This window comes from Halomonas sp. Bachu 37, from assembly GCF_039691755.1.
Lineage (GTDB): Bacteria > Pseudomonadota > Gammaproteobacteria > Pseudomonadales > Halomonadaceae > Vreelandella > Vreelandella kashgarensis.
In genome coordinates, this window is record NZ_CP137552.1 from 240,303 (window position 1) to 259,026 (window position 18,724).

The window sequence follows — 18,724 nt, forward strand, 5'->3', positions numbered from 1 at the left end:
GATGTCTCCTGGTCATGGTGACGGCTGGCGATGATGCCACGACACAGCGCCTATCCAGTCCGCCGTGCATGGCTACCCTGCAGTCGGCAGCCGAGTCGTTTGTTCAGGCAACCTAGTTTACAGGTAAGCGCGAGCGACTGCCTGTGTTGACATCGCTTGGCAGTGCGTCAAACTTCAGCGCTTTTCATCCAGAAGACAAGGAGCCCCATGGAACTGCTGCGCGTCGTGTTTCGTCATTATCGTTGGCCTTTCCTGGGGGCGATGGGCTTGAGCCTGGCAAGTGCGGGCCTCGGGGTGGGCGTTATCGCCTTCATCAATCAGCGAATGATCGAAGGGGGAAGCCCGCTCTCGGCGTTGCCCCAGTTTCTCGGGCTGCTGGTGCTGTTGCTGGCGGTAACGCTGGGCACCCAGCTGGCTCTCACCCTGCTCGGCCACCATTTTGTCTATGACCTGCGTGCGCGGTTGGTCAAGCGCATACTGGATACCGATATCGAGCGACTGGAGCGGGTGGGTAGCGCCACCTTGCTGGCCAGCCTGTCAAGCGACGTCCGCAATATCACCATCGCCTTCGTGCGCTTGCCCGAACTGGTGCAGGGGGTGGTGCTTACCCTGGCCTCGGTAGCGTATCTGGCGTGGTTGGCCCCCGCCATGCTGGCGGTCACGGCGCTCTGGATCATCTTTACCATGGTGGTGGGCTGGGTGCTGGTGTCGCGGGTCTACCACCACTTTAACCTGGTGCGCGAAAGCGAGGATGGCTTGTATCGCGATTTCCAGGCGGCCATCGAGGGGCGCAAGGAGCTGGCGCTCAACCGCGACCGCGCACGGCGTTTCTTTCATGAGCAGTTCGAGGCCGATGCGGGGGTCTATCGCCATCACATCATTCGTGCCGATACCTATCATCTAAGTGCCAACAACTGGGCCAACATCATGATGCTGGGTGCTATCGGGGTGGCGTTCTTTCTGGCCAACGGCCTGGGCTGGGCCAGCGCTTCCGTGGCGGCGACCTTTGCCTTGACCTTGTTGTTCCTGCGCACGCCATTGATCCAGGCGGTGGGCGCCTGGCCGACACTAATCAGCGCTCAGGTGGCGTTTGACAAGCTGGCCAGTCTCGAGCTGGCGGCGTACCAGCCTGGCTTCGGCGTGGATGACACGCTAGAAGGGTGGCAGCGCCTGGAGCTCGAAGACATCGCCTATCACTATCCCGCCGGTGCCCAGGGGGAGGGGTTTCAGGTCGGGCCTATCAACCTCACCCTGGAGCGTGGCGAGCAGGTCTTTCTGATCGGCGGTAACGGTAGCGGTAAATCGACGCTGGCGCGGCTGCTGTCGGGCTTGTACCGCCCGCAGAGCGGGCAAATCAAGGTCGATGGCAAGGTATTGACCGATGCCCAGTGGGACGCATTCAGAGCGCGTTTCTCCTCTGTGTTCACCGATTTTCACCAGTTCGATCAAGCCATGGGGCCGCAGGGAGAGGCGGCGGACCCGACACTGGTGGCGGACTGGCTTTCCCGCCTGCAAATGCAGAAGAAGCTGCAGTGGCAGGATGATCGGGTAACCAATACGCAGCTGTCGCAAGGGCAGCGCAAGCGCCTGGCGCTGCTGCTGGCGATTGCCGAAGAGCGGGATATCCTGCTGCTGGATGAGTGGGCGGCGGACCAGGACCCGCAGTTCCGGCGGCTGTTCTACCGCGAGCTTCTCCCGCGCTTGCGGGGGATGGGCAAGACCGTGTTTGCCATCAGCCACGACGACAGTTATTTCGTCCACGCCGACCGGCTGCTGGAGATGTCCAGCGGGCAACTGAGAGAGTTGTCCGGCGAGCAGCGGCAGCTGGCCAGCCAAGACGCGGTGGCCCAGATCAACTCTTGAGCCGTACACGTGAGCCGTACCACTTGAACCGTACAAGAGGCTATTGGGCTACCGCGATCCGATGGTCTCCGTTGGGATGCTTCATGACCTGCATGGGCAGACCGTAGATCGCTTCCAACGTGCTGTCGCGCATCATGTCATGAGGCTTGCCGTGGGCGAGCAGACGGCCATGGCGCAGCGCCATCAGTTCGTCGCAGTAACGCGACGCCATGTTGATATCGTGCAGCACGATAATGACCCCGAGATTCAGCTCGTCGCAGAGCTTGCGAATCAGCGCCAGTACTTCCATCTGATGGGCGATATCCAGCGCTGCCAGCGGCTCGTCCAATAGCAGGAAACGGCTGCCCTGGGCCAGCAGCATGGCGAGCCAGACCCGCTGGCGCTCGCCGCCGGAGAGGGTATCGACCAGGCGGTCGGCAAACGCTTCGGTATGCGTCAACGCAATGGCGCGCTCCACGGCGTTCTTGTCTTTCTGCGTGTGGCGCCCGAGCAGGCCGTGCCATGGGTAGCGGCCGAAGCCCACCAGTTCGCGCCCGGTCAGGTTCTCGGCGCTGGGCAGGTGCTGGGGAAGGTAAGCCACCTGACGAGCGAACTCGCGGTAGCCCCACTCGTTCAGCGGGCGCTGGTCGAAGTGAATAACGCCTTGGCTTACCGGCTGTTGCTGTGCCATGAGTTTGATCAAGGTCGATTTGCCCGAGCCGTTATGGCCGATCAGACCGTATACCTTGCCTTCCAGGAAAGTGTGCTCAATGGGCTTCAGGATCGGCTTGCCATTGATCTCAAAGGTAGCGCCCTTGACCTCGAACATGCATGACTCCTGACGATAGGGAAGCATTGAAGTTCTTTATTATAGTGCTAATAGTTCTCATTTTTAATATGCAAATGGAGAATTCACCTTGAGCAGTTCCGTTCTCGGAAAAGCCTCAACTGCTGGGCTTGCCCAGGCGCCAATAGCCCATGCTGGTAACGTACTGTTTGGGCAGGCCGCACTCGTTGAGCAGGTAGCGGCGCAGCTGCATGGCCACCTTGGTTTCGGCGGCAATCCAGGCGTAGAAGGGAGCGCTGTCGTCTGCGGTGGCGGGCTCCCAAAACGTTGTTTCACTCTCCTCATTATCTTCATCGCCGGTGCTGGTCGAGGGTCGACCACCCAATACGCGAATTTCCCGGTGCAAGTCGATATCGCGCAGCGCTCGCATCAACAATTCGCCATGGTGGCAGTCTGACTCGGTATCCCGGGCGAGCCAGCGCAACTTGCCGGCCTGAGACAGGGGTTGGGTGTCATCGCTGCGGGGGACTTCGATCAATGCCTCGACCTTGGGTTTGCAAGGCAGGTCGTCGAGGCTCTCGAGAATTCCCGCCGCTGCCGGCAGGGCGGTTTCATCGGCGATGACGAGAATACGGCGCACGTTCCTGGGCGGCTTCCATTCATAGCCAAGTTTTGCACCTTCGACATTAGCGGCGGGGGCCGTCATGGCGAGGCGATCTCCCGGTTGGGCATGCATCGCCCAGCGCGACGCGGGGCCACTATCGCCATGGAGCACGAATTCGACATCGACCTCGGCGCACTCAGCGCGCAGTTCGCGGATGGTGTAGGTACGCATCGGCGGGCGCAGGGTCTCAGGCAGGGCGCGATAGGCGCCATACCAGTCATATTCATTATGCTTGGCGATCTCGAACAGAGCGTCGAGACTGTCTGGCCCCTCGGGGAAGAACAGCTTGACGCGCTGATCGGGGGCATAGGTCGCCATCTGCTCGACTTCCGGGCCGCTAAAGGTGAACCGAACCAGCGATGCGCTGATCCGCGTGCGCCGTGAAAGCGTGATGTCGAAAATGCGGTAATTCTGCCGTGCGGCCATGATGTGTCTCCCGTTACCAGGGTATCAATTGTAGTGCTAATCGTTATCATTTAAAATCATGTATTTATTCCCGCTATGACGTTGCGAGACGTTGCGAAAATGCTAAGGCGCAGACGATGTCGTTGAAACCGGCGTTGAGATCGACCCCGCTACCAGCCGCGCTGTTCATGGTGTGTCCGGCTGCTACGAGAGACAAGACGATATGCTAAGCGCTGCAACACTGGCCCGGGCGGTGCGCGGAGTATCGCCCGCAAAAGCCTGCCTGCTTCTTAGCCTGCCGCTGGTGGTGCTGTTCTGGCTGGGCCTGCACGACCAGGGCGGCCTTGCGCTGGGGGTGCAGGCGTTGGTGGCACCTTCGTTTGAAGATGTCGATGAGCTGCTGCTGCACTACGCCTGGTGGCCGCGGCTTTCGGTTGCCTTGCTGGCGGGCGCCGGCCTGGGGCTTGCCGGGGTATTGATGCAGCAAGTGCTGCGCAACCCCTTGGCATCGCCCACCACACTGGGCGTGGCATCCGGGGCCAACCTGGCCTTGATGACGGCGACCCTGCTGGCACCGGGGCTGCTGTCGGTAGGGCGTGAATGGGTCGCCCTGGTTGGCGGCGGGGTGGCGGTCGGCCTGGTTTTCGTACTCTCCTGGCGACGTGGACTGGCCCCCATGGTGGTGGTGCTGGCGGGGCTGGTGGTGAACCTGTATCTCGGCGCGCTTGGCACGGCGCTGCTGTTGTTCAACCACGAGGCCCTTTCGGGGCTGCTGATCTGGGGGGCGGGATCGCTGGCGCAAAACGGCTGGGACGGGGTCGCGGTGCTCTGGCCACGGCTGGCCATCGGTTGTGTCGCCGCGTGGTTTCTGCTTCGGCCCCTGGCGGTGCTGGAACTGGACGACGCCAGCGCCAGGAGCCTCGGGGTTTCCCTTGGCCATCTGCGTTTCGCGGGCATGGGGCTTGCCGTATTCATTACCGGCAGCATCGTCAGCGTGGTGGGTATCATCGGTTTCATCGGCCTGGCGGCACCCAATATCGTACGCATGGCCGGTGCGCGGCGGCTGGGGCCGCGCTTGCTCTGGTCGACGCTGCTGGGTGCCGTACTGTTGGCCACCACCGATCTATTGTTGCAGCAGTTTTCCGGCATGGCGGCCACGCTGATTCCCACCGGAGCGGTCACCGGAGCACTCGGGGCGCCACTTTTGATGTGGCTGATTCCTCGCCTGAAACTGCAGGGAGACCGGCCACCGCAAGGGGCGGGAGTCTTCGCTCATCGCCATCCTGCACCGTCACGCCTGGCCATCGGTTTACTTCTCGCGCTGTTAGGCGCCACGGTACTTGGCCTGCTGTTCGGGCAGGGCATCGATGGTTGGTACTGGCTGTCGCCAACGGACTGGAGCGTGATGCAGTGGCGTCTTCCCCGAGTGATGGCAGCGGCTGCCAGTGGGTTGATGCTGGCCATTGCAGGGACGATTCTGCAGCGCCTTTCGGCCAACCCCATGGCCAGCCCCGAAGTGTTGGGTATCAGCGGTGGCTGCGCCATTGCGCTGATACTGGGCATTTTCCTGCTGCCCGCGCCCTCCAACACGATGCTGATTGGCGTGGGAACCCTGGGGGCGTTCGCGACACTATTGATCCTCATCGGGATCAACCGCAAGAGTGGTTTTCTGCCTGAGCGTCTGCTGCTCACCGGGGTGGCGATCAGTGCGCTGTTCGATGCCGTGCGCAGTGTATTGTTGGCGGGCGGCGACCCGCGCGGTCAGCAGGTGATCGCCTGGCTGGCGGGTTCCACCTATTACGTGAATATCCCTAACGCGCTGGTGGTGGGCGGGATTGCCGCCGTGTTGGCGGTGGTAACGCTGCCCTTCAGCCGCTGGCTGGATATCCTGCCCTTGGGTGCGCCGACCGCACGGGCGCTGGGGGTGACACTCAATCATGCCCGGCTGGCGTTGCTGTTGCTGGTGGCGCTGCTCACGGCCTGTGCCACCCTGGTGGTGGGGCCGCTTTCGTTTGTCGGCCTGTTGGCGCCGCACATGGCGCGTCTGGTGGGTTTTTCGCGAGCGGGGTGGCATCTGCTGGGAGCGGCTTTGATCGGCATGCTGCTGATGGTGCTGGCCGACTGGGTGGGGCGCCAATTGATCTTCCCCTACGAGATTCCGGCAGGTCTGGTCGCCTCGTTGATCGGCGGTGCCTATTTCATGTGGGGCCTACGCCGACTGTGAGAAACACCGTAAAGTCTGCGTGATTCGTCACACGGCTCGCCATGACATACCCTGAAGAATGACCAAAGGAATGACGAGGACAATTATGGAAAAGATATTTTTCGATGGCTGGGAGCCGGTGTTACGTACCGCCATCATCGGCGTGATGGCGTATGTCTCGCTGGTTTTCGTGTTACGCATCTCGGGCAAACGCACCCTGTCGAAGATGAACGCCTTCGACCTGGTGGTTACCGTGGCACTGGGGTCCACGCTCGCTACCATCCTGCTCAGCAAGGACGTCTCGCTGGTTCAGGGTGTGCTGGCACTGAGCCTGTTGATCGGTATGCAATACGTTGTCACCTGGACAAGCGTACGTATTCGGTGGGTAAGGCAGCTGGTTACGGGGGAGCCGGCGCTGGTGCTTTATCAGGGCTCACTATTGCCCCAGGCGTTGAAAAGCGCCCGCGTCACCGAAGACGAAGTGCGCGCCGCGGCACGATCCTCGGGCTTTGCCCGGCTGGAGGAACTGGAAGCGGTAGTGCTTGAAACCGATGGCTCGTTCAGCGTGGTCCCCTCCAACGAGGCGCCCACCACGGGCTCGGCGCTTGAAGGACTTTATCCCGCCGGTTCGCCTGAATCGCGTCTCGGGTCATCGTCGAAATCCTGATGTCAGGTGGCTGCTTCTTCGATGGGCTTGCCTTGAAGCCAAGGGTAAAGCGTGAATGATCAAGTAACCAGAGATAAAAGTATCCGAGAAAAAAGGGGCAACGATGCGGCTAAGGGTGCTTTCCGACCTCCATCTGGAATATTTCGACCAAGGGCGTGAGATACCGGAAGCAGAGGTCGATGCAGTGGTGCTAGCGGGCGATATCCATCGTGCCGCCGAAGGCATGGCGTGGGCGCGGAAGAACTTTGCCGATACCCCGATTCTCTACGTTCCCGGTAACCATGAATTCTACGACTCTTGCATGCCGCTCAGGCGTGAGGAATTGGCCAGGGAGGCGGCCCTTCACGGCATAACCCTGCTGGATAACAGTGCGACTACGCTGGGTGGCGTGCGTTTTCTCGGCACGACGTTATGGACCGACTTCAATCTCTACCGCGATGATCCTGCCCATGACGCCGCCTCAACGGAAGCGAGGGCACTGCGCTACATGCCCGATTTTCGTATCGTCGAGTCATCACCGGGCGTGACATTCACACCGCAAGTGAGTTGCCAAGTGCATCAACAGGCCCTGGATTGGCTTACCCAAATGCTGGAACAGCCATTCGCGGGCCCAACCGTTGTGATCACGCACCACGCGCCATTGGCGGAATGTATACCCGAACAATATCAGGGAGATCCGCTTTCACCTGCCTTTGCTTCGCATCTACCACAGTTGATGGGCCAGATGTCGCTATGGATACACGGTCATGTACACGAGCCGGTAGACATGGAACGAAGCGGCACCCGTATCCTGGCAAACCCTGGTGGCTACCCCGAGGAGTTCGAGCCAGCACTGTTCGAGCCTTGTTTGGTGGTGGAAGTGTAGGAGGCGCAAAAAAATGCCTCGTCGCAGGACGAGGCATTTCTGATGGCTAGCGTTCGGCTAACGTTAACGCAGGTAGGCGGCGATGGCGTCGAAAGCGGCGCGCTGCTGCTGGGCGTGTTGAGCCCAAAATTCCATGATACCGCATTCCTGAGACTTGGCTGTGACTGACTGAGTCATGGCGTTACTCCATAGAAGGCTAGGGACAATTTTTATTATGGTTCGTTGGTGAATGTTTCATGTTGCGCCGCAACATTCGTGCGGAAAATTCAATAATAGGTGCCTTCAGCAAGAAAGGCTAGCCCTAAAGAAGTAAGCGTTTGGCTATGTTGTGTAAGAAATAGATTACAAAAAGGCAGCTCATTGATTACATGGCTCATTCGTCTGCAGGAAAATCCTGGCTGGTTTCGCGTAGCGCCCCGCCTTCCGGAGAATGCATCGTCAGCGGGCCGTACCGGCATCTGCCTCAACGTCAGTCCGGCGCGCCACAGCCTTGCTCGGCCGGGGCGCTTCACGTTGTGCCGGGCGCTTGGCCACATTCGCGGCTATGGTGAGTCATGTAAGCCAACTTATGACTCAACAAGGAGGAAGTCATGAATCGCTATTTGGCCGGTGCCATCGGCGGCCTGCTCGCCACCGTTCCCATGACGCTTGCCATGGAGGCGCTATATCGGCGGCTCCCTCGGGAAGAGCGTTATCCGTTGCCGCCGCGCGAGATCACCCAGGACCTTCTGCAGAAAGTGGAGGCGGATGCGTTATTGGACGAAGATCAGCGCGTCGAACTTAGCCTTGTCAGCCACTTTGGCTATGGTGCCTTCGCCGGGGCGCTGTACCCCGCCACACGTCAACGAGTCGCGCATCCTTTGGTCTACGGCAGCGGCTACGGTGTGGCGATATGGGCAGCGAGCTATTTCGGCTGGATTCCGGCGCTGCATATCCTCCCGCCGCCCCATCGTCACCCGGCCAATCGTCGCCAGCTAATGATTGCCGTTCATCTGGTGTGGGGAGCCGGCACCGTATGGATCGGCGAATATCTGGCGAACCGACAGGACGCCCCCTTTCGGCAACGGCTGAACTAGCCACGCATCACTTGCAGGCTCGGGGCGCTATGCCCCAGGTTCTCCTGCATCCGCTCGCTGTACTAGTTGACTCTTTGAAGCATGCAAGGCCGAAACCTCACGCTTCAATCCACAATTCCTGGTTTTTGAAGGCCTTTTTCTGGCGCGCAGCGACGCATCATGTAAGCAATTTCCTACACAGCGTAAGCCTTTTTAGAAACTTGCACGACCTTGGTCAAAACATCGGCATGTACGTAGATTTACATCTAAGAAAGCATTAATTTGAGAGAAAATATTCAGCAAAAACATAATACCGAACGTGAACGCTGGGATATCACCTTGGATTATTCATTTCTCTATGACGCGGCAAAGCCGCTGTGGTGGACATTTCCCGCGCTCGTGCTCCTGGGCATTCTCAAGTCCCGATGGTTCAAGGGCCTGTTCGGTGAAGCACTCGTCAAACAGCTCAAGGCGCGCTTCGAGCCCAGCAACGACCGAACCTGCCCGAAGTGTGGAAGCGGCATGGGAATTCGTGCCTAAAAGCGCGGTGCCAACGCCGGCAACCGATTCTGGGGTGTTCGGGTTACCCCAATTGCCGGGAGGTGCAGGGTGTTGCGTAGGGGCGAGGGCGGCTGCTTTCGACCCCCTGGCGGACGCGGCGGAAATGGTGGCACGTTCACCCGTGTTATGCAGCCAGCACAATGATTGGTGTTATTAAGCCGAATAATTCTTAATATTAAATGGTTTCAATAGGTTAGCCGAAGGGTGACGCGCTAGATAACATGCTTGAACTTGCCGGCACATTTATCTTGTATCACAGCGTTCCACCTAATCACTGTTAGCACTACCAATAACGTAGCCCTCGGTGCATTATTAACAGGTTTGGATTTACCTATGGTGGTTAAAGAGTGAAGAAACCAACAGCGATTAGCTTATTTTGTGGTGCAGGTGGATGTTCTCTGGGCTTCAAACAAGCAGGTTACGAGATACTGTATGCGAATGACAAAGATTCCGCAGCTATCAAAACCTACAAACAAAACTTTCCCAACGCTGTTTGTAGCAATGAAGATATTAACAATCTTAATTTCGACCAAATATTGAAAGATATCGAGGTTGATCCTGGTGACCTTGATGTCCTTATTGGCGGTCCACCCTGTCAAGGGTTTTCGACTGCTGGGACTAGATTTTGGGATGATCCAAGAAATCATCTTTTGAAGAGTTATATCAAAGCTTTAGACGTTTTGCGCCCAAAATGGTTCATAATGGAAAATGTTGAAGGGTTGTTAACTTCAAACAATGGGAAGTATGTTTATGAGGCGGCTAAGGCGTTTATTGAGGTTGGTTATTTTATAAGAATAGAAAAAGTATATTCACAAGAGTATGGGATTCCTCAGAGAAGAAAAAGAGTTCTAGTTGTTGGCAACAGAATCGGCCATAACTATAAAATGCCGGAGGCAACAATAAAGGTTTCAGGCCAAATATTTAGAAATTCAGATATAACCATTTCCCATGCAATTGATACTCTGCCTAAAGCAGCTAATTCAAAAGATCAATTATTAAAACCTATTCTCGAACCTGCCCGAGATAAGTTTGATGTTTTGCTTAGAGGTAATGCAGTAGAAATAACAGACCACTACTGTCCTGTGATTAAAGGTATTCAGCTAGAAAGAATTTCCTCACTGAAGCCTGGCCAAACAATGAAGGACTTGCCTGATCATCTCCAGCATGAGTCATTCAGAAAACGGGCAAATCGACGGGTGGCGGATGGGACACCAACGGAAAAGCGCGGCGGTGCGCCTTCTGGATTGAAAAGATTAATAGGTAATGAGCCAAGTCTTACGATTACAGGCGCAGCTACAAGAGAATTAATCCATCCAGTTGAGGATAGGCCTTTGACGATTAGAGAGGCCGCTAGAATACAAACATTTCCAGATGAATTTGTATTTTGTGGAACTTCGTCTCAAAAAATGCAGCAAATCGGGAATGCTATTCCCCCTATGCTTGCCCGAATTTTTGCAGAACATATTCGAGACGATTATGGCTTCTCAGGGACACCCAACAATGAAGGTAAGCTTTTAGGGTACTTATTAACGAAGGCAGGGGCGATGAGTCCAGCGCTAAAAGCAACAGACATGTTGTTGCTGGATCTCATGACTAATCAAAGGCAGAAACAATACGTACTATTTGGATGATATATGACCAACTCAGCATTTCTCCGTAATCTGTATGCTAAATGCAAAATGCACGGCGCTGGTGAAGCGCAAGTAGTGATATCGGATGGAGAGCTGTATGCGCTTCTTTCCATCGCCATCGATGACTTGGCATGGTCGCACGCAGATTTTGGGGCGAGTCGGGTTTCTACGCCTAATCCGGACTATTATAAAATTCCTTTGAGCTGGTTTGATCAGCAAGCTGAAGAGAATATTACGGCGAGTGAAGTAGAAAGCGTTTTGAGATCTGCTTTTGAGAAAGATAATGACTTTGGACTATACATAGAGAATCTAACCGCGCTTCATCGGCGAAGAGTCAAATATAGAAGAATTTTAGCAGCACAACCCATGCCAAACATGGATCAGATTGGGCCCAGATCATTATTGGAGTACGGGTGCTGTGAATCCGCTTTGCTCGCCAACTGGATGGTCTGGCGAAAGTGGATATATGACGTTGATAATCGCTCGGCACAGGAAACGGGTTATTTATTTGAACCGCTTTTGGCTAGTTGTCTTGGTGGTGAACCTGTTGGATCGAGAAATTCACCGGTAAAGCGATTAGGTTTTGTACGAAAAGTTGGCTCGCAAGCAACGGTCGATGCACGCCACGCATACCATCGCCTTAAAGCTACTTGCCAGCTTTTCATAGCGTGTGGCGATGCGGCGTAATTCTTTAAGCCAGCCAAAGCAGCGTTCTATCGCATTCCGTTGCCGATATTTGGGTTTATCGAACCGTCTGGGTAGACCAGGCCGGGTTCTTCGGTGCATGTTGCGCTGAGCAATCATGGGTTTCATGCCGTGCCTGTCGCAGTAATGACGCAGCTCATCGCTGTCATATCCTTTATCAGCCACCATATAGCGACTACGTTTGCGAGGACGCCCTGAAGTGACCCCCTCCAAAGCTGCACAGGCTATAGTGCAGCTATCAGGAGGACGAGATGAGCAACGAACCCACCGTCAAACGCTGGACCGCCAAGCGTAAAGCCGCCGTGGTCATGGATATCTTCAAGGGCAAGACCACCGTCGCTGAGGTGGCTCGACAGCATGACCTCACCGTCTCCGAAGTCGAGGGCTGGATCGAAGAGGCCCAACGCAACATGGAGAACGGGTTCCGAGCCCGGCCCAAGGATATCCGTGAGCAGTACGAATCCGATCTGCGGGAAACCAAGGAGGCGCTGGGCGAGGCTCACCTGCAGATCTATGCATTAAAAAAGTGGCGCCGCCTGCTCGACGAGGACGACAACTCGTAGTGTCGTTGCAGGCGGAATTGGCCAACGAGGGCCATTCGGTATCGCTATCCAAGCTCTGTCGCTGGCTAGGCGTACCCAGGCGGAGCGTCTATTACCGGCCCAGGAGACGGCAGCGCTTGATCAATACAGAGCTGGAAGCGCGCGTAAAGCTGACCTTGGAACGCTTCCCCACGTATGGTTATCGACGATTGGCCTGTGTCCTGGGCGAGAATCGCAAACCCGTACAGCGCATCCTGCAGCTCAAGGGCTGGCAGGTGCGCAAGCGTCCCCAAGGTTTTCGGCCTCGTGCCAAGAGCTTGCCATCAGTGACCACGCAGCCTGATGAGCGCTGGGCCACTGACCTTACTCACGTCTGGTGCGGCAAGGATCGACGGGCCAGCCTGGCAGTCATTATTGACTGCTGCACGCGGGAGATCCTCGGTTGGCGATTATCGGACAATGGCAGCAGCAATACAGCGGAAGCCGCCCTGGAAGAGGCCCTGATCCAGCGACTCGGCGCTCTGGGACGAGTCCATCAGCCTCTGGCGCTACGCTCGGATAACGGGCTGGTTTTCAGCAGCCGGCACTACACGGCGACGGTGAAGGCGTATGGCCTGAGCCAGGAGTTCACGACGCCGTACACGCCAGAGCAGAATGGCCTCGTAGAACGCTTCTTCCGTTCATTGAAGGAAGAATGCATCTGGCTTCATCGCTTCGAGTCACTAGGCCAGGCAAGAGCCGTCATCGGTCGCTGGATCCGGTATTACAATGAAGAGCGGCCGCATCAGTCCTTGGGCTATGTGGCACCCAAAGCTCACCCGGCATTAGTCGCTTGAGGTGAGCAAAAACCAGGGGGTCATTACAGCCCGACGCTACCTGGTAGATGAACTCTCTCCAATGTCGGAACGAAGTGCCGAGAATCTGCCTCTTGACCAGGGGTCAGCGTGAACGCCAGTGGCCAGCCATGGCGATCACAAACCAAATGTATTTTGGTTGTTAAACCGCCTCGGCTGCGGCCAAGTGCATGGTCTAGCGGTTCTTTCGAGCCCCCTTTTTACCGCCTCCAGCGGCAGCGCGTGTGGCCCGCACGGAAGTGGCATCGATCATCCATGTGTCCAGGTCCATAAGCCCATCTTCACGTAACCTGAGCTGCAAGCGAGAAAGAACCGCTTCAAAGGTGCCATCATCACGCCACTTGCGGAACCGGTCATACACCGTCGACCAAGGACCATATCGCTCGGGTAAATCACGCCATTTGGCGCCAGAGCACAGCACCCAGAAGATACCATTGAGCATTTTTCGGTCATCCCGCCTGGGTCTGCCCATGGTTTGAGGGGGCGCCACGATATCTTCAATCTGTGCCCAGCCGTCATCAGAGATTTCGTAACGTCCGACCATTGCTTTCCCCTATGCTGCTTTTGCATAGGGAAATTAGCAGATAAGGCTTTTCGTACAAAACCTAGACTCGAATGGGCAACCAACTAACAAAGGTAGGCAAATTGATTGTCTGGTACCAGGCAATAATAGAACTTATGAGCTAAAGCTACGAGTTACCATTGCAGCTAGCGGGCAAGGCCGATTCGGAGAGGAGCTATCTTTTGCAGAAGAGAGCCAAGCTGCCGGTTTTACCCCTGTTCTTTTGGTGCTCGATCCAACACCCTCTACTCGGCTAACTGAATTATCAGAAAAATACATGTCATGTGGAGGTGCATTTTACCACGGCGAAGCTGCTTGGCAGCACATGGAAGAAGAAGCAGGAGAAGTTATTTCAGTTTTCATAGAAAACTACATACGACCTGCGATTCAAGGCATTGAAGAAGTTGAAATTTACTTTCCGAAGTCAATAAATTTGAGCTGGTCGGAGAATGAAATAAAGGTGTCCGATAACTCCGCTTCTTATGTTGTTCAGCGCGTTTAAGTGCTAAGGAAACGCTGCGTAAATCCCGCCGCTGCTGCCCAGGCAGCCAACGACGGGGTAGAATCTGGACTTTCCTATCACCGTCTGACAGAGCCATCCGATGAAGCAGATCTCGTTCGCCCAGGCTGAGCACCAGAACAAGAAGAAGGTTACCCGCCGCGAGCGGTTCCTGGCGCAAATGGATGCCCTGGTGCCGTGGCAACGGCTGATCGAGGCGCTGTCACCATCCTACTTCCCCAACGCGGCAGGTAAGCGGGGCCGACCGCCGATTGGCCTGGAGCGCATGCTGCGGATCTACTTCCTTCAACAATGGTATGCGCTTGCCGACGAGGCGCTGGAAGATGCGTTCTACGACAGCCAGGCCATGCGTGACTTCATCGGTATCGACTTGGCCATCGAGAGTGTGCCGGACGCGACCACACTGCTGCGTTTTCGTCACCTACTGGAAAAGCATGCCCTGACCCAGCGAATCTTCGAGGAGATCAACGTAAGCCTGGCCGAGCAGGGCCTATTTATGCGCGAAGGCACCATCGTCGACGCCACGATCGTGGCGGCCGCTCCCTCCACCAAGAACAAGGCCAGGCAGCGCGATCCGGAGATGAAGCAGACCAAGAAAGGGAATCAATGGTTTTTTGGCATGAAGGCCCGTATTGGCGTCGATGCGGTCACTGGCCTGACCCACAGTGTCGCTGCCACTTCCGCCAACGTCGCCGATGTCACCATGGCGAGTCACCTGGTCCGGGATGACGACAAACGGGTATACGGAGATGCTGGCTACACCGGCATGTGGAAACACTTGGATGAAGAGAAGGATGCTCCGGATTCCCGGTGCTGTGTCGCCGCCAAGCGCGGTGCCATCAAAAAGATGGAAGATAGCCCCATGAAAGCGCTGCTGCTGAAATTCGAGAAGACCAAGGCCAGCATCCGCGCCAAGGTTGAGCATCCCTTTCATGTCATCAAGAATCTCTTCGGCTACCGGAAGGTTCGCTACAAGGGGCTGGCCAAGAACCAGGCGCAGCTGTTCACTCTATTCGGTTTGGCCAACTTGGTGTTGGCGAAACGATGCGAGGGCCGCATAGACGGGGCCAGTGCGCCCTGAATCTGCCTTGGCAGCCGGATAATCGGCTACCAGGGAGAACAAACGGGCAAAACGGGCCAGAGCATGGCCGCTGATCCGTTGAATTGACCGCGCTGAGCACATCAGTTGCTCAGCGACGAATTGTTCAGCGGTTCCCTAACAATGCGCTGCACTCGGACAATTTTTCCGCTGCGCTCCAAAATTTCCGGTGAGCGCGGCGTTATGAAAAGCGTTCGTCTTGACGTACGTACATAAAGACGTACACTTGGTTAAAAGTTGAACACACAAAGGGTGCGTCATGACCGGAATCACAGCAACCGAGGCGCGCAGCAACCTTTATCGGTTGATTGACGAGACCGCCGAATCCCACCAACCAATCGTCATCATGGGTAAGCGGAACAAAGCCGTCCTGGTTTCCGAGGAAGACTGGTCTGCAATTCAGGAAACACTTTATCTGCTTTCCGTACCAGGGATGCGGGAGTCTATTCGTGAGGGAATGGATACTCCCGTGGATGAATGCGATGAGGAGCTGGACTGGTGACTTGGAAGCTGGTTTACACCAAGCAAGCCCAGAAAGATGCAAAGAAGTTGGCCTCCAGCGGGCTCAAACCAAAACCCCAGGAACTGTTAGCGCTGATAGCGGAAGATCCATACCGCAAGCCGCCTCCGTTCGAGAAGCTCATAGGTGATCTTGCGGGGTCCTGTTCACGCCGCATCAATATCCAGCATCGTCTGGTCTATCAAGTGCTAGAGGACGAGCAAGTGGTGAAAGTCCTCAGGCTCTGGAGCCACTACGAATAATGCATAACCAGCCGCTGTTGCCGGACAATTTTCCACCACCTTGTGGCTCCAAAGGACCAAAACCTCACGCCTCGATCCATACTTCCTGGCCTTTGAATGCCACCTTCCAGGCGCGTAGTGTCACGTTTTCGTCTTCGACACACTGGCCGTCTTCCATGCGGAAGTGCTGCTTGTAGATCGGCGAGGCGACCACTGGCTCGCCCTTGATGTCGCCGACGATGCCGCGAGCGATCACATTGGCGTTGGAGAAGGGGTCGTGATGGTCGATGGCGTAGAGTTCCTGCGCTTGGTCGGGGCGCTGCGACGTGTTCGGGTCGCTTGGGATATAGAAGATCGCCACCTGGGCCGGACCATCGGCGGTTTCCACCCAGGCCGCCACGCCGGAATACTCGACCAGATCGGCCTTGTTGCATAGTTTCTGCCACGTCATGGTTTCTGCCTTCATTTTCACAGCGGTTGCAGTGCTCATGGTTTTTCTCCTGTTAGGCGCAAATCAAGCGGGGCGCAGCTGGCCGCGTTCGCTGGTCATGATGATCGACGGGTCGGGGCGCTCGTCGTTGACGAAGCTCTTGAAGCGCTTGAGCTTCTCCGGGTCGTTGATCGCATTGGCCCATTCGCACTGGTAGGTGTCGACCACGGTCTGCATCTGGCGCTCCAGCTCGTCATTGATGCCCAGGCTGTCTTCCAGAATCACTTCCTTGAGGTAATCGAGCCCGCCTTCGAGGTTTTCACGCCATACCGAGGTGCGCTGCAGGCGGTCGGCGGTGCGCACGTAGAACATCAAGAAGCGGTCGATGGTGCGATAGAGTTGCTCGTCGTCGAGGTCGGTGGCGAACAGCTCGGCGTGGCGCGGGCGCATGCCGCCGTTGCCGCACACGTACAGGTTCCAGCCGTTTTCGGTGGCGATGATACCGATATCCTTGCTCTGGGCTTCGGCACATTCGCGGGTACAACCGGAAACGCCGAACTTGATCTTGTGGGGTGAACGCAGGCCCTTGTAGCGGTTCTCCAGCTGAATCGCCATGCCCACGCTGTCCTGCACGCCGTAGCGGCACCAGGTGCTGCCGACGCAGGATTTCACCGTGCGCAGCGATTTGCCGTAGGCGTGGCCGGTCTCGAAGCCGGCTTCTATCAACTCGCCCCAGATGGCGGGCAGGTCTTCCAGGCGCGCGCCGAACAGGTCGATGCGCTGGCCACCGGTAACCTTGGAATAGAGGTCATATTTCTGTGCGACCTGACCGAGCACGATCAGCTTGTCGGGAGTGATTTCACCGCCCGCCACCCGTGGTACCACCGAGTAGGTGCCGTTCTTCTGCATGTTGGCCATGAAGGTGTCGTTGGTATCCTGCAGCGGCACGTGGGCGGTATCGGTGATCGGCTCGTTGAAGCAGGAGGCGAGAATCGAGGCCACGGCGGGTTTGCAGATATCGCAGCCCAGGCGGTGGGTGTCGGGATTGCCGTGCTTGGCGATCAGCTCGCTGAAGGTCTTGATGCCTTCCACTCGTACCAGCGAATAGAGCTCCTGGCGGGTGTGGGCGAAGTGCTCGCAGATGGATTTATCGACTTCAACGCCGCGGGCTTCGAGTTCGTGGTCGACCACGCTCTTGAGCAGCGCGGTGCAGCCGCCGCAGCCGGTGCTGGCTTTCGTCTCGCCTTTCACGCTGCCCAGGTCCACCGCGCCGCCGTCGATACTGGCGCAGATATCACCCTTGGTGACGTTATGGCACGAGCAGATCGTGGCGGTTTCGGGCAGGGCGTCCGGCCCCAGCAGCGGGGCGCCGTCACTGCTGGGCAGGATCAAGGAAGCCGGGTCGGCGGGCAGCTCCAGGCCGTTGTCGTAGTACTGCATCAGGGTGTCGTAGCAGCTGTTGTCGCCCACCAGCATGGCGCCGAGTAGTTTCTTGCCGTCGCTGGAAACTACCAGCTTGCGGTACTGCTGCTTGAGCGGGTCGAGGTAGCGGAACATCCGCGTTCCGGGATTCTGGTTGCCGTGGGCGTCACCGATGGCGCCGACATCGACGCCCATCAACTTGAGCTTGGTGCTCATGTCGGCGCCGCGGAAGGTGTCTTCGCCTTGTAGCAGGGTGGCCGCCGCGGCCTTGGCCATCTGGTAACCGGGGCCGACCAGGCCGAAAATGCTGTTGTTCCACAGTGCCACTTCGCCGACGGCGAGAATATGCGGGTCGCTGGTGCGGCAGTTGTCGTCGATCACCACGCCACCGCGCTCGCCGACCTCCAGGCTGCAGTCCCGCGCCAACTGGTCGCGTGGACGAATGCCCGCGGAAAACACGATCAGGTCGGTCTCGAGAACCTTGTCGTCCTGGAAGACCATGCGGTGCAGGCTGGCCTCGCCATCTTCGATATGCTGTGTGGCTCGGTTGGTGAGTACTTGAACACCGAGTGCCTCGATCTTTTCCAGCAGCAGTTCGCCGCCTTCGGTATCCACCTGCATGGGCATCAAGCGTGCCGCGAACTCGATCACGGCGGTATCCAGGTCCAGGCCGCGCAGGGCGTTGGCGGCCTCCAGGCCCAGCAGCCCGCCACCCACCACAACGCCGGTGGTGGCATTTTTGGCAGCTTCGCGGATAGCGTCAAGGTCGTCCAGGGTGCGGTAGACCAGACAGCCCTCGCGGTCGTTACCCGGTATCGGCGGCACGAAAGGGAAGGAGCCGGTGGCCAGCACCAGCTGGTCGTATCCGTAGCGTCCCTGTGGGGTGACGACTTCGTGACTATCGCGGTCGATGGTGGTTACCGCCTCATCCAGGCGCAGGGTGATACCGTGCTCGGCGTAGTATTCGCCTGTGGAAAGCGCCAGGGACTGGGCATCACGGCCGGTGAAATACTCGGAAAGATGTACCCGGTCGTAGGCCTGGTGGCGCTCTTCGCCGAAGACCGTGATCTGGTAACGCTCGGTGGCGCCTTGTTCGACCAGTTGCTCGACCAGATGATGGCCGACCATGCCGTTACCGATGATGATTAACTGGGGTTGAGTCGCCATGA

The 18,724-nt window shown here is 57.3% G+C and carries 17 protein-coding genes and 2 pseudogenes; 13 read left to right on the forward strand and 6 right to left on the reverse strand.

The genetic code is table 11. The features are described 5' to 3' along the window. The first annotated feature begins 207 nt into the window (after positions 1-207). Positions 208-1,863: a multidrug ABC transporter permease/ATP-binding protein gene (locus R5M92_RS01000; RefSeq protein WP_346797159.1), complete on the forward strand. Its 1,656-nt coding sequence runs from the start codon at positions 208-210 to the stop codon at positions 1,861-1,863. Positions 1,864-1,903: 40 nt separating this feature from the next. On the opposite strand, the gene R5M92_RS01005 is transcribed toward R5M92_RS01000, so the two are convergent. Beyond that, positions 1,904-2,671 carry an ATP-binding cassette domain-containing protein gene (locus R5M92_RS01005; RefSeq protein ID WP_346797161.1) on the reverse strand — a complete coding sequence of 256 codons (768 nt, stop codon included), beginning with the start codon at positions 2,669-2,671 and terminating at the stop codon, positions 1,904-1,906. Between the two features lie 115 nt (positions 2,672-2,786). Beyond that, the gene (locus R5M92_RS01010; protein WP_346797163.1) at positions 2,787-3,719 is read right to left on the reverse strand and encodes a siderophore-interacting protein; all 933 of its coding nucleotides are present in this window, start codon (positions 3,717-3,719) and stop codon (positions 2,787-2,789) included. 202 nt (positions 3,720-3,921) lie between these two features. Between R5M92_RS01010 and fhuB the strand changes: the two genes are divergently transcribed. The 7 genes from fhuB (at position 3,922) to R5M92_RS01045 (ending at position 11,367) form a co-directional block, all read left to right on the forward strand. After that, entirely contained in the window at positions 3,922-5,922 is a 2,001-nt protein-coding gene (gene fhuB, locus R5M92_RS01015) for a Fe(3+)-hydroxamate ABC transporter permease FhuB (protein WP_346797164.1), read from the forward strand. A gap of 85 nt (positions 5,923-6,007) precedes the next feature. After that, on the forward strand, positions 6,008-6,568 hold the full coding sequence (locus R5M92_RS01020; protein WP_346797166.1) for a DUF421 domain-containing protein: 561 nt from the start codon (positions 6,008-6,010) through the stop codon (positions 6,566-6,568). Between the two features lie 103 nt (positions 6,569-6,671). After that, positions 6,672-7,433 (forward strand): metallophosphoesterase family protein, encoded by a 762-nt coding sequence (locus tag R5M92_RS01025; protein ID WP_346797168.1) that lies wholly within the window; start codon positions 6,672-6,674, stop codon positions 7,431-7,433. A 590-nt stretch (positions 7,434-8,023) separates the two neighbouring features. Then, positions 8,024-8,509 (forward strand): DUF1440 domain-containing protein, encoded by a 486-nt coding sequence (locus R5M92_RS01030; RefSeq protein ID WP_346797170.1) that lies wholly within the window; start codon positions 8,024-8,026, stop codon positions 8,507-8,509. 318 nt (positions 8,510-8,827) lie between these two features. After that, on the forward strand, positions 8,828-9,028 hold the full coding sequence (locus R5M92_RS01035; RefSeq protein ID WP_346797172.1) for a hypothetical protein: 201 nt from the start codon (positions 8,828-8,830) through the stop codon (positions 9,026-9,028). Between the two features lie 368 nt (positions 9,029-9,396). Beyond that, positions 9,397-10,680 (forward strand): DNA cytosine methyltransferase, encoded by a 1,284-nt coding sequence (locus R5M92_RS01040; RefSeq protein ID WP_346797174.1) that lies wholly within the window; start codon positions 9,397-9,399, stop codon positions 10,678-10,680. Between the two features lie 3 nt (positions 10,681-10,683). Beyond that, the gene (locus R5M92_RS01045) at positions 10,684-11,367 is read left to right on the forward strand and encodes a hypothetical protein (RefSeq protein ID WP_346799410.1); all 684 of its coding nucleotides are present in this window, start codon (positions 10,684-10,686) and stop codon (positions 11,365-11,367) included. On the opposite strand, the pseudogene R5M92_RS01050 reads toward R5M92_RS01045, so the two are convergent. Next, positions 11,257-11,580 (reverse strand): annotated as a pseudogene (locus tag R5M92_RS01050) (transposase); the annotation flags it as partial. The gene R5M92_RS01045 and the pseudogene R5M92_RS01050 sit on opposite strands and share 111 nt — an antisense overlap. 56 nt (positions 11,581-11,636) lie before the next feature. On the opposite strand from R5M92_RS01050, the gene R5M92_RS01055 reads away from it, so the two are divergent. Beyond that, positions 11,637-11,948 carry a DUF1153 domain-containing protein gene (locus tag R5M92_RS01055; RefSeq protein WP_295713727.1) on the forward strand — a complete coding sequence of 104 codons (312 nt, stop codon included), beginning with the start codon at positions 11,637-11,639 and terminating at the stop codon, positions 11,946-11,948. Further along, positions 11,948-12,763, forward strand: coding sequence for an IS3 family transposase (locus R5M92_RS01060; RefSeq protein ID WP_346796058.1), 816 nt, complete (start codon positions 11,948-11,950; stop codon positions 12,761-12,763). Before R5M92_RS01055 ends, R5M92_RS01060 begins: the two co-directional genes overlap by 1 nt. 29 nt (positions 12,764-12,792) lie before the next feature. Here the strand turns inward: R5M92_RS01060 and R5M92_RS01065 are convergent. Beyond that, positions 12,793-13,325, reverse strand: a pseudogene (locus R5M92_RS01065) (IS5 family transposase); the annotation flags it as partial. 620 nt (positions 13,326-13,945) lie between these two features. Here R5M92_RS01065 and R5M92_RS01070 point away from each other — a divergent pair. The 3 genes from R5M92_RS01070 (at position 13,946) to R5M92_RS01080 (ending at position 15,724) form a co-directional block, all read left to right on the forward strand. Beyond that, on the forward strand, positions 13,946-14,944 hold the full coding sequence (locus R5M92_RS01070; RefSeq protein WP_346797175.1) for an IS5 family transposase: 999 nt from the start codon (positions 13,946-13,948) through the stop codon (positions 14,942-14,944). Positions 14,945-15,221: 277 nt separating this feature from the next. Next, positions 15,222-15,464, forward strand: coding sequence for a type II toxin-antitoxin system Phd/YefM family antitoxin (locus R5M92_RS01075; protein ID WP_058092928.1), 243 nt, complete (start codon positions 15,222-15,224; stop codon positions 15,462-15,464). Continuing rightward, on the forward strand, positions 15,461-15,724 hold the full coding sequence (locus tag R5M92_RS01080) for a Txe/YoeB family addiction module toxin (RefSeq protein ID WP_346797177.1): 264 nt from the start codon (positions 15,461-15,463) through the stop codon (positions 15,722-15,724). The genes R5M92_RS01075 and R5M92_RS01080 overlap by 4 nt, the downstream gene beginning before the upstream one ends. 64 nt (positions 15,725-15,788) lie before the next feature. On the opposite strand, the gene nirD is transcribed toward R5M92_RS01080, so the two are convergent. Both nirD and nirB read right to left on the reverse strand, forming a co-directional pair. Further along, the gene (nirD, locus tag R5M92_RS01085; protein ID WP_346797179.1) at positions 15,789-16,193 is read right to left on the reverse strand and encodes a nitrite reductase small subunit NirD; all 405 of its coding nucleotides are present in this window, start codon (positions 16,191-16,193) and stop codon (positions 15,789-15,791) included. A 24-nt stretch (positions 16,194-16,217) separates the two neighbouring features. Next, positions 16,218-18,722, reverse strand: coding sequence for a nitrite reductase large subunit NirB (gene nirB / locus R5M92_RS01090; RefSeq protein ID WP_346797181.1), 2,505 nt, complete (start codon positions 18,720-18,722; stop codon positions 16,218-16,220). Positions 18,723-18,724: the final 2 nt, after the last annotated feature.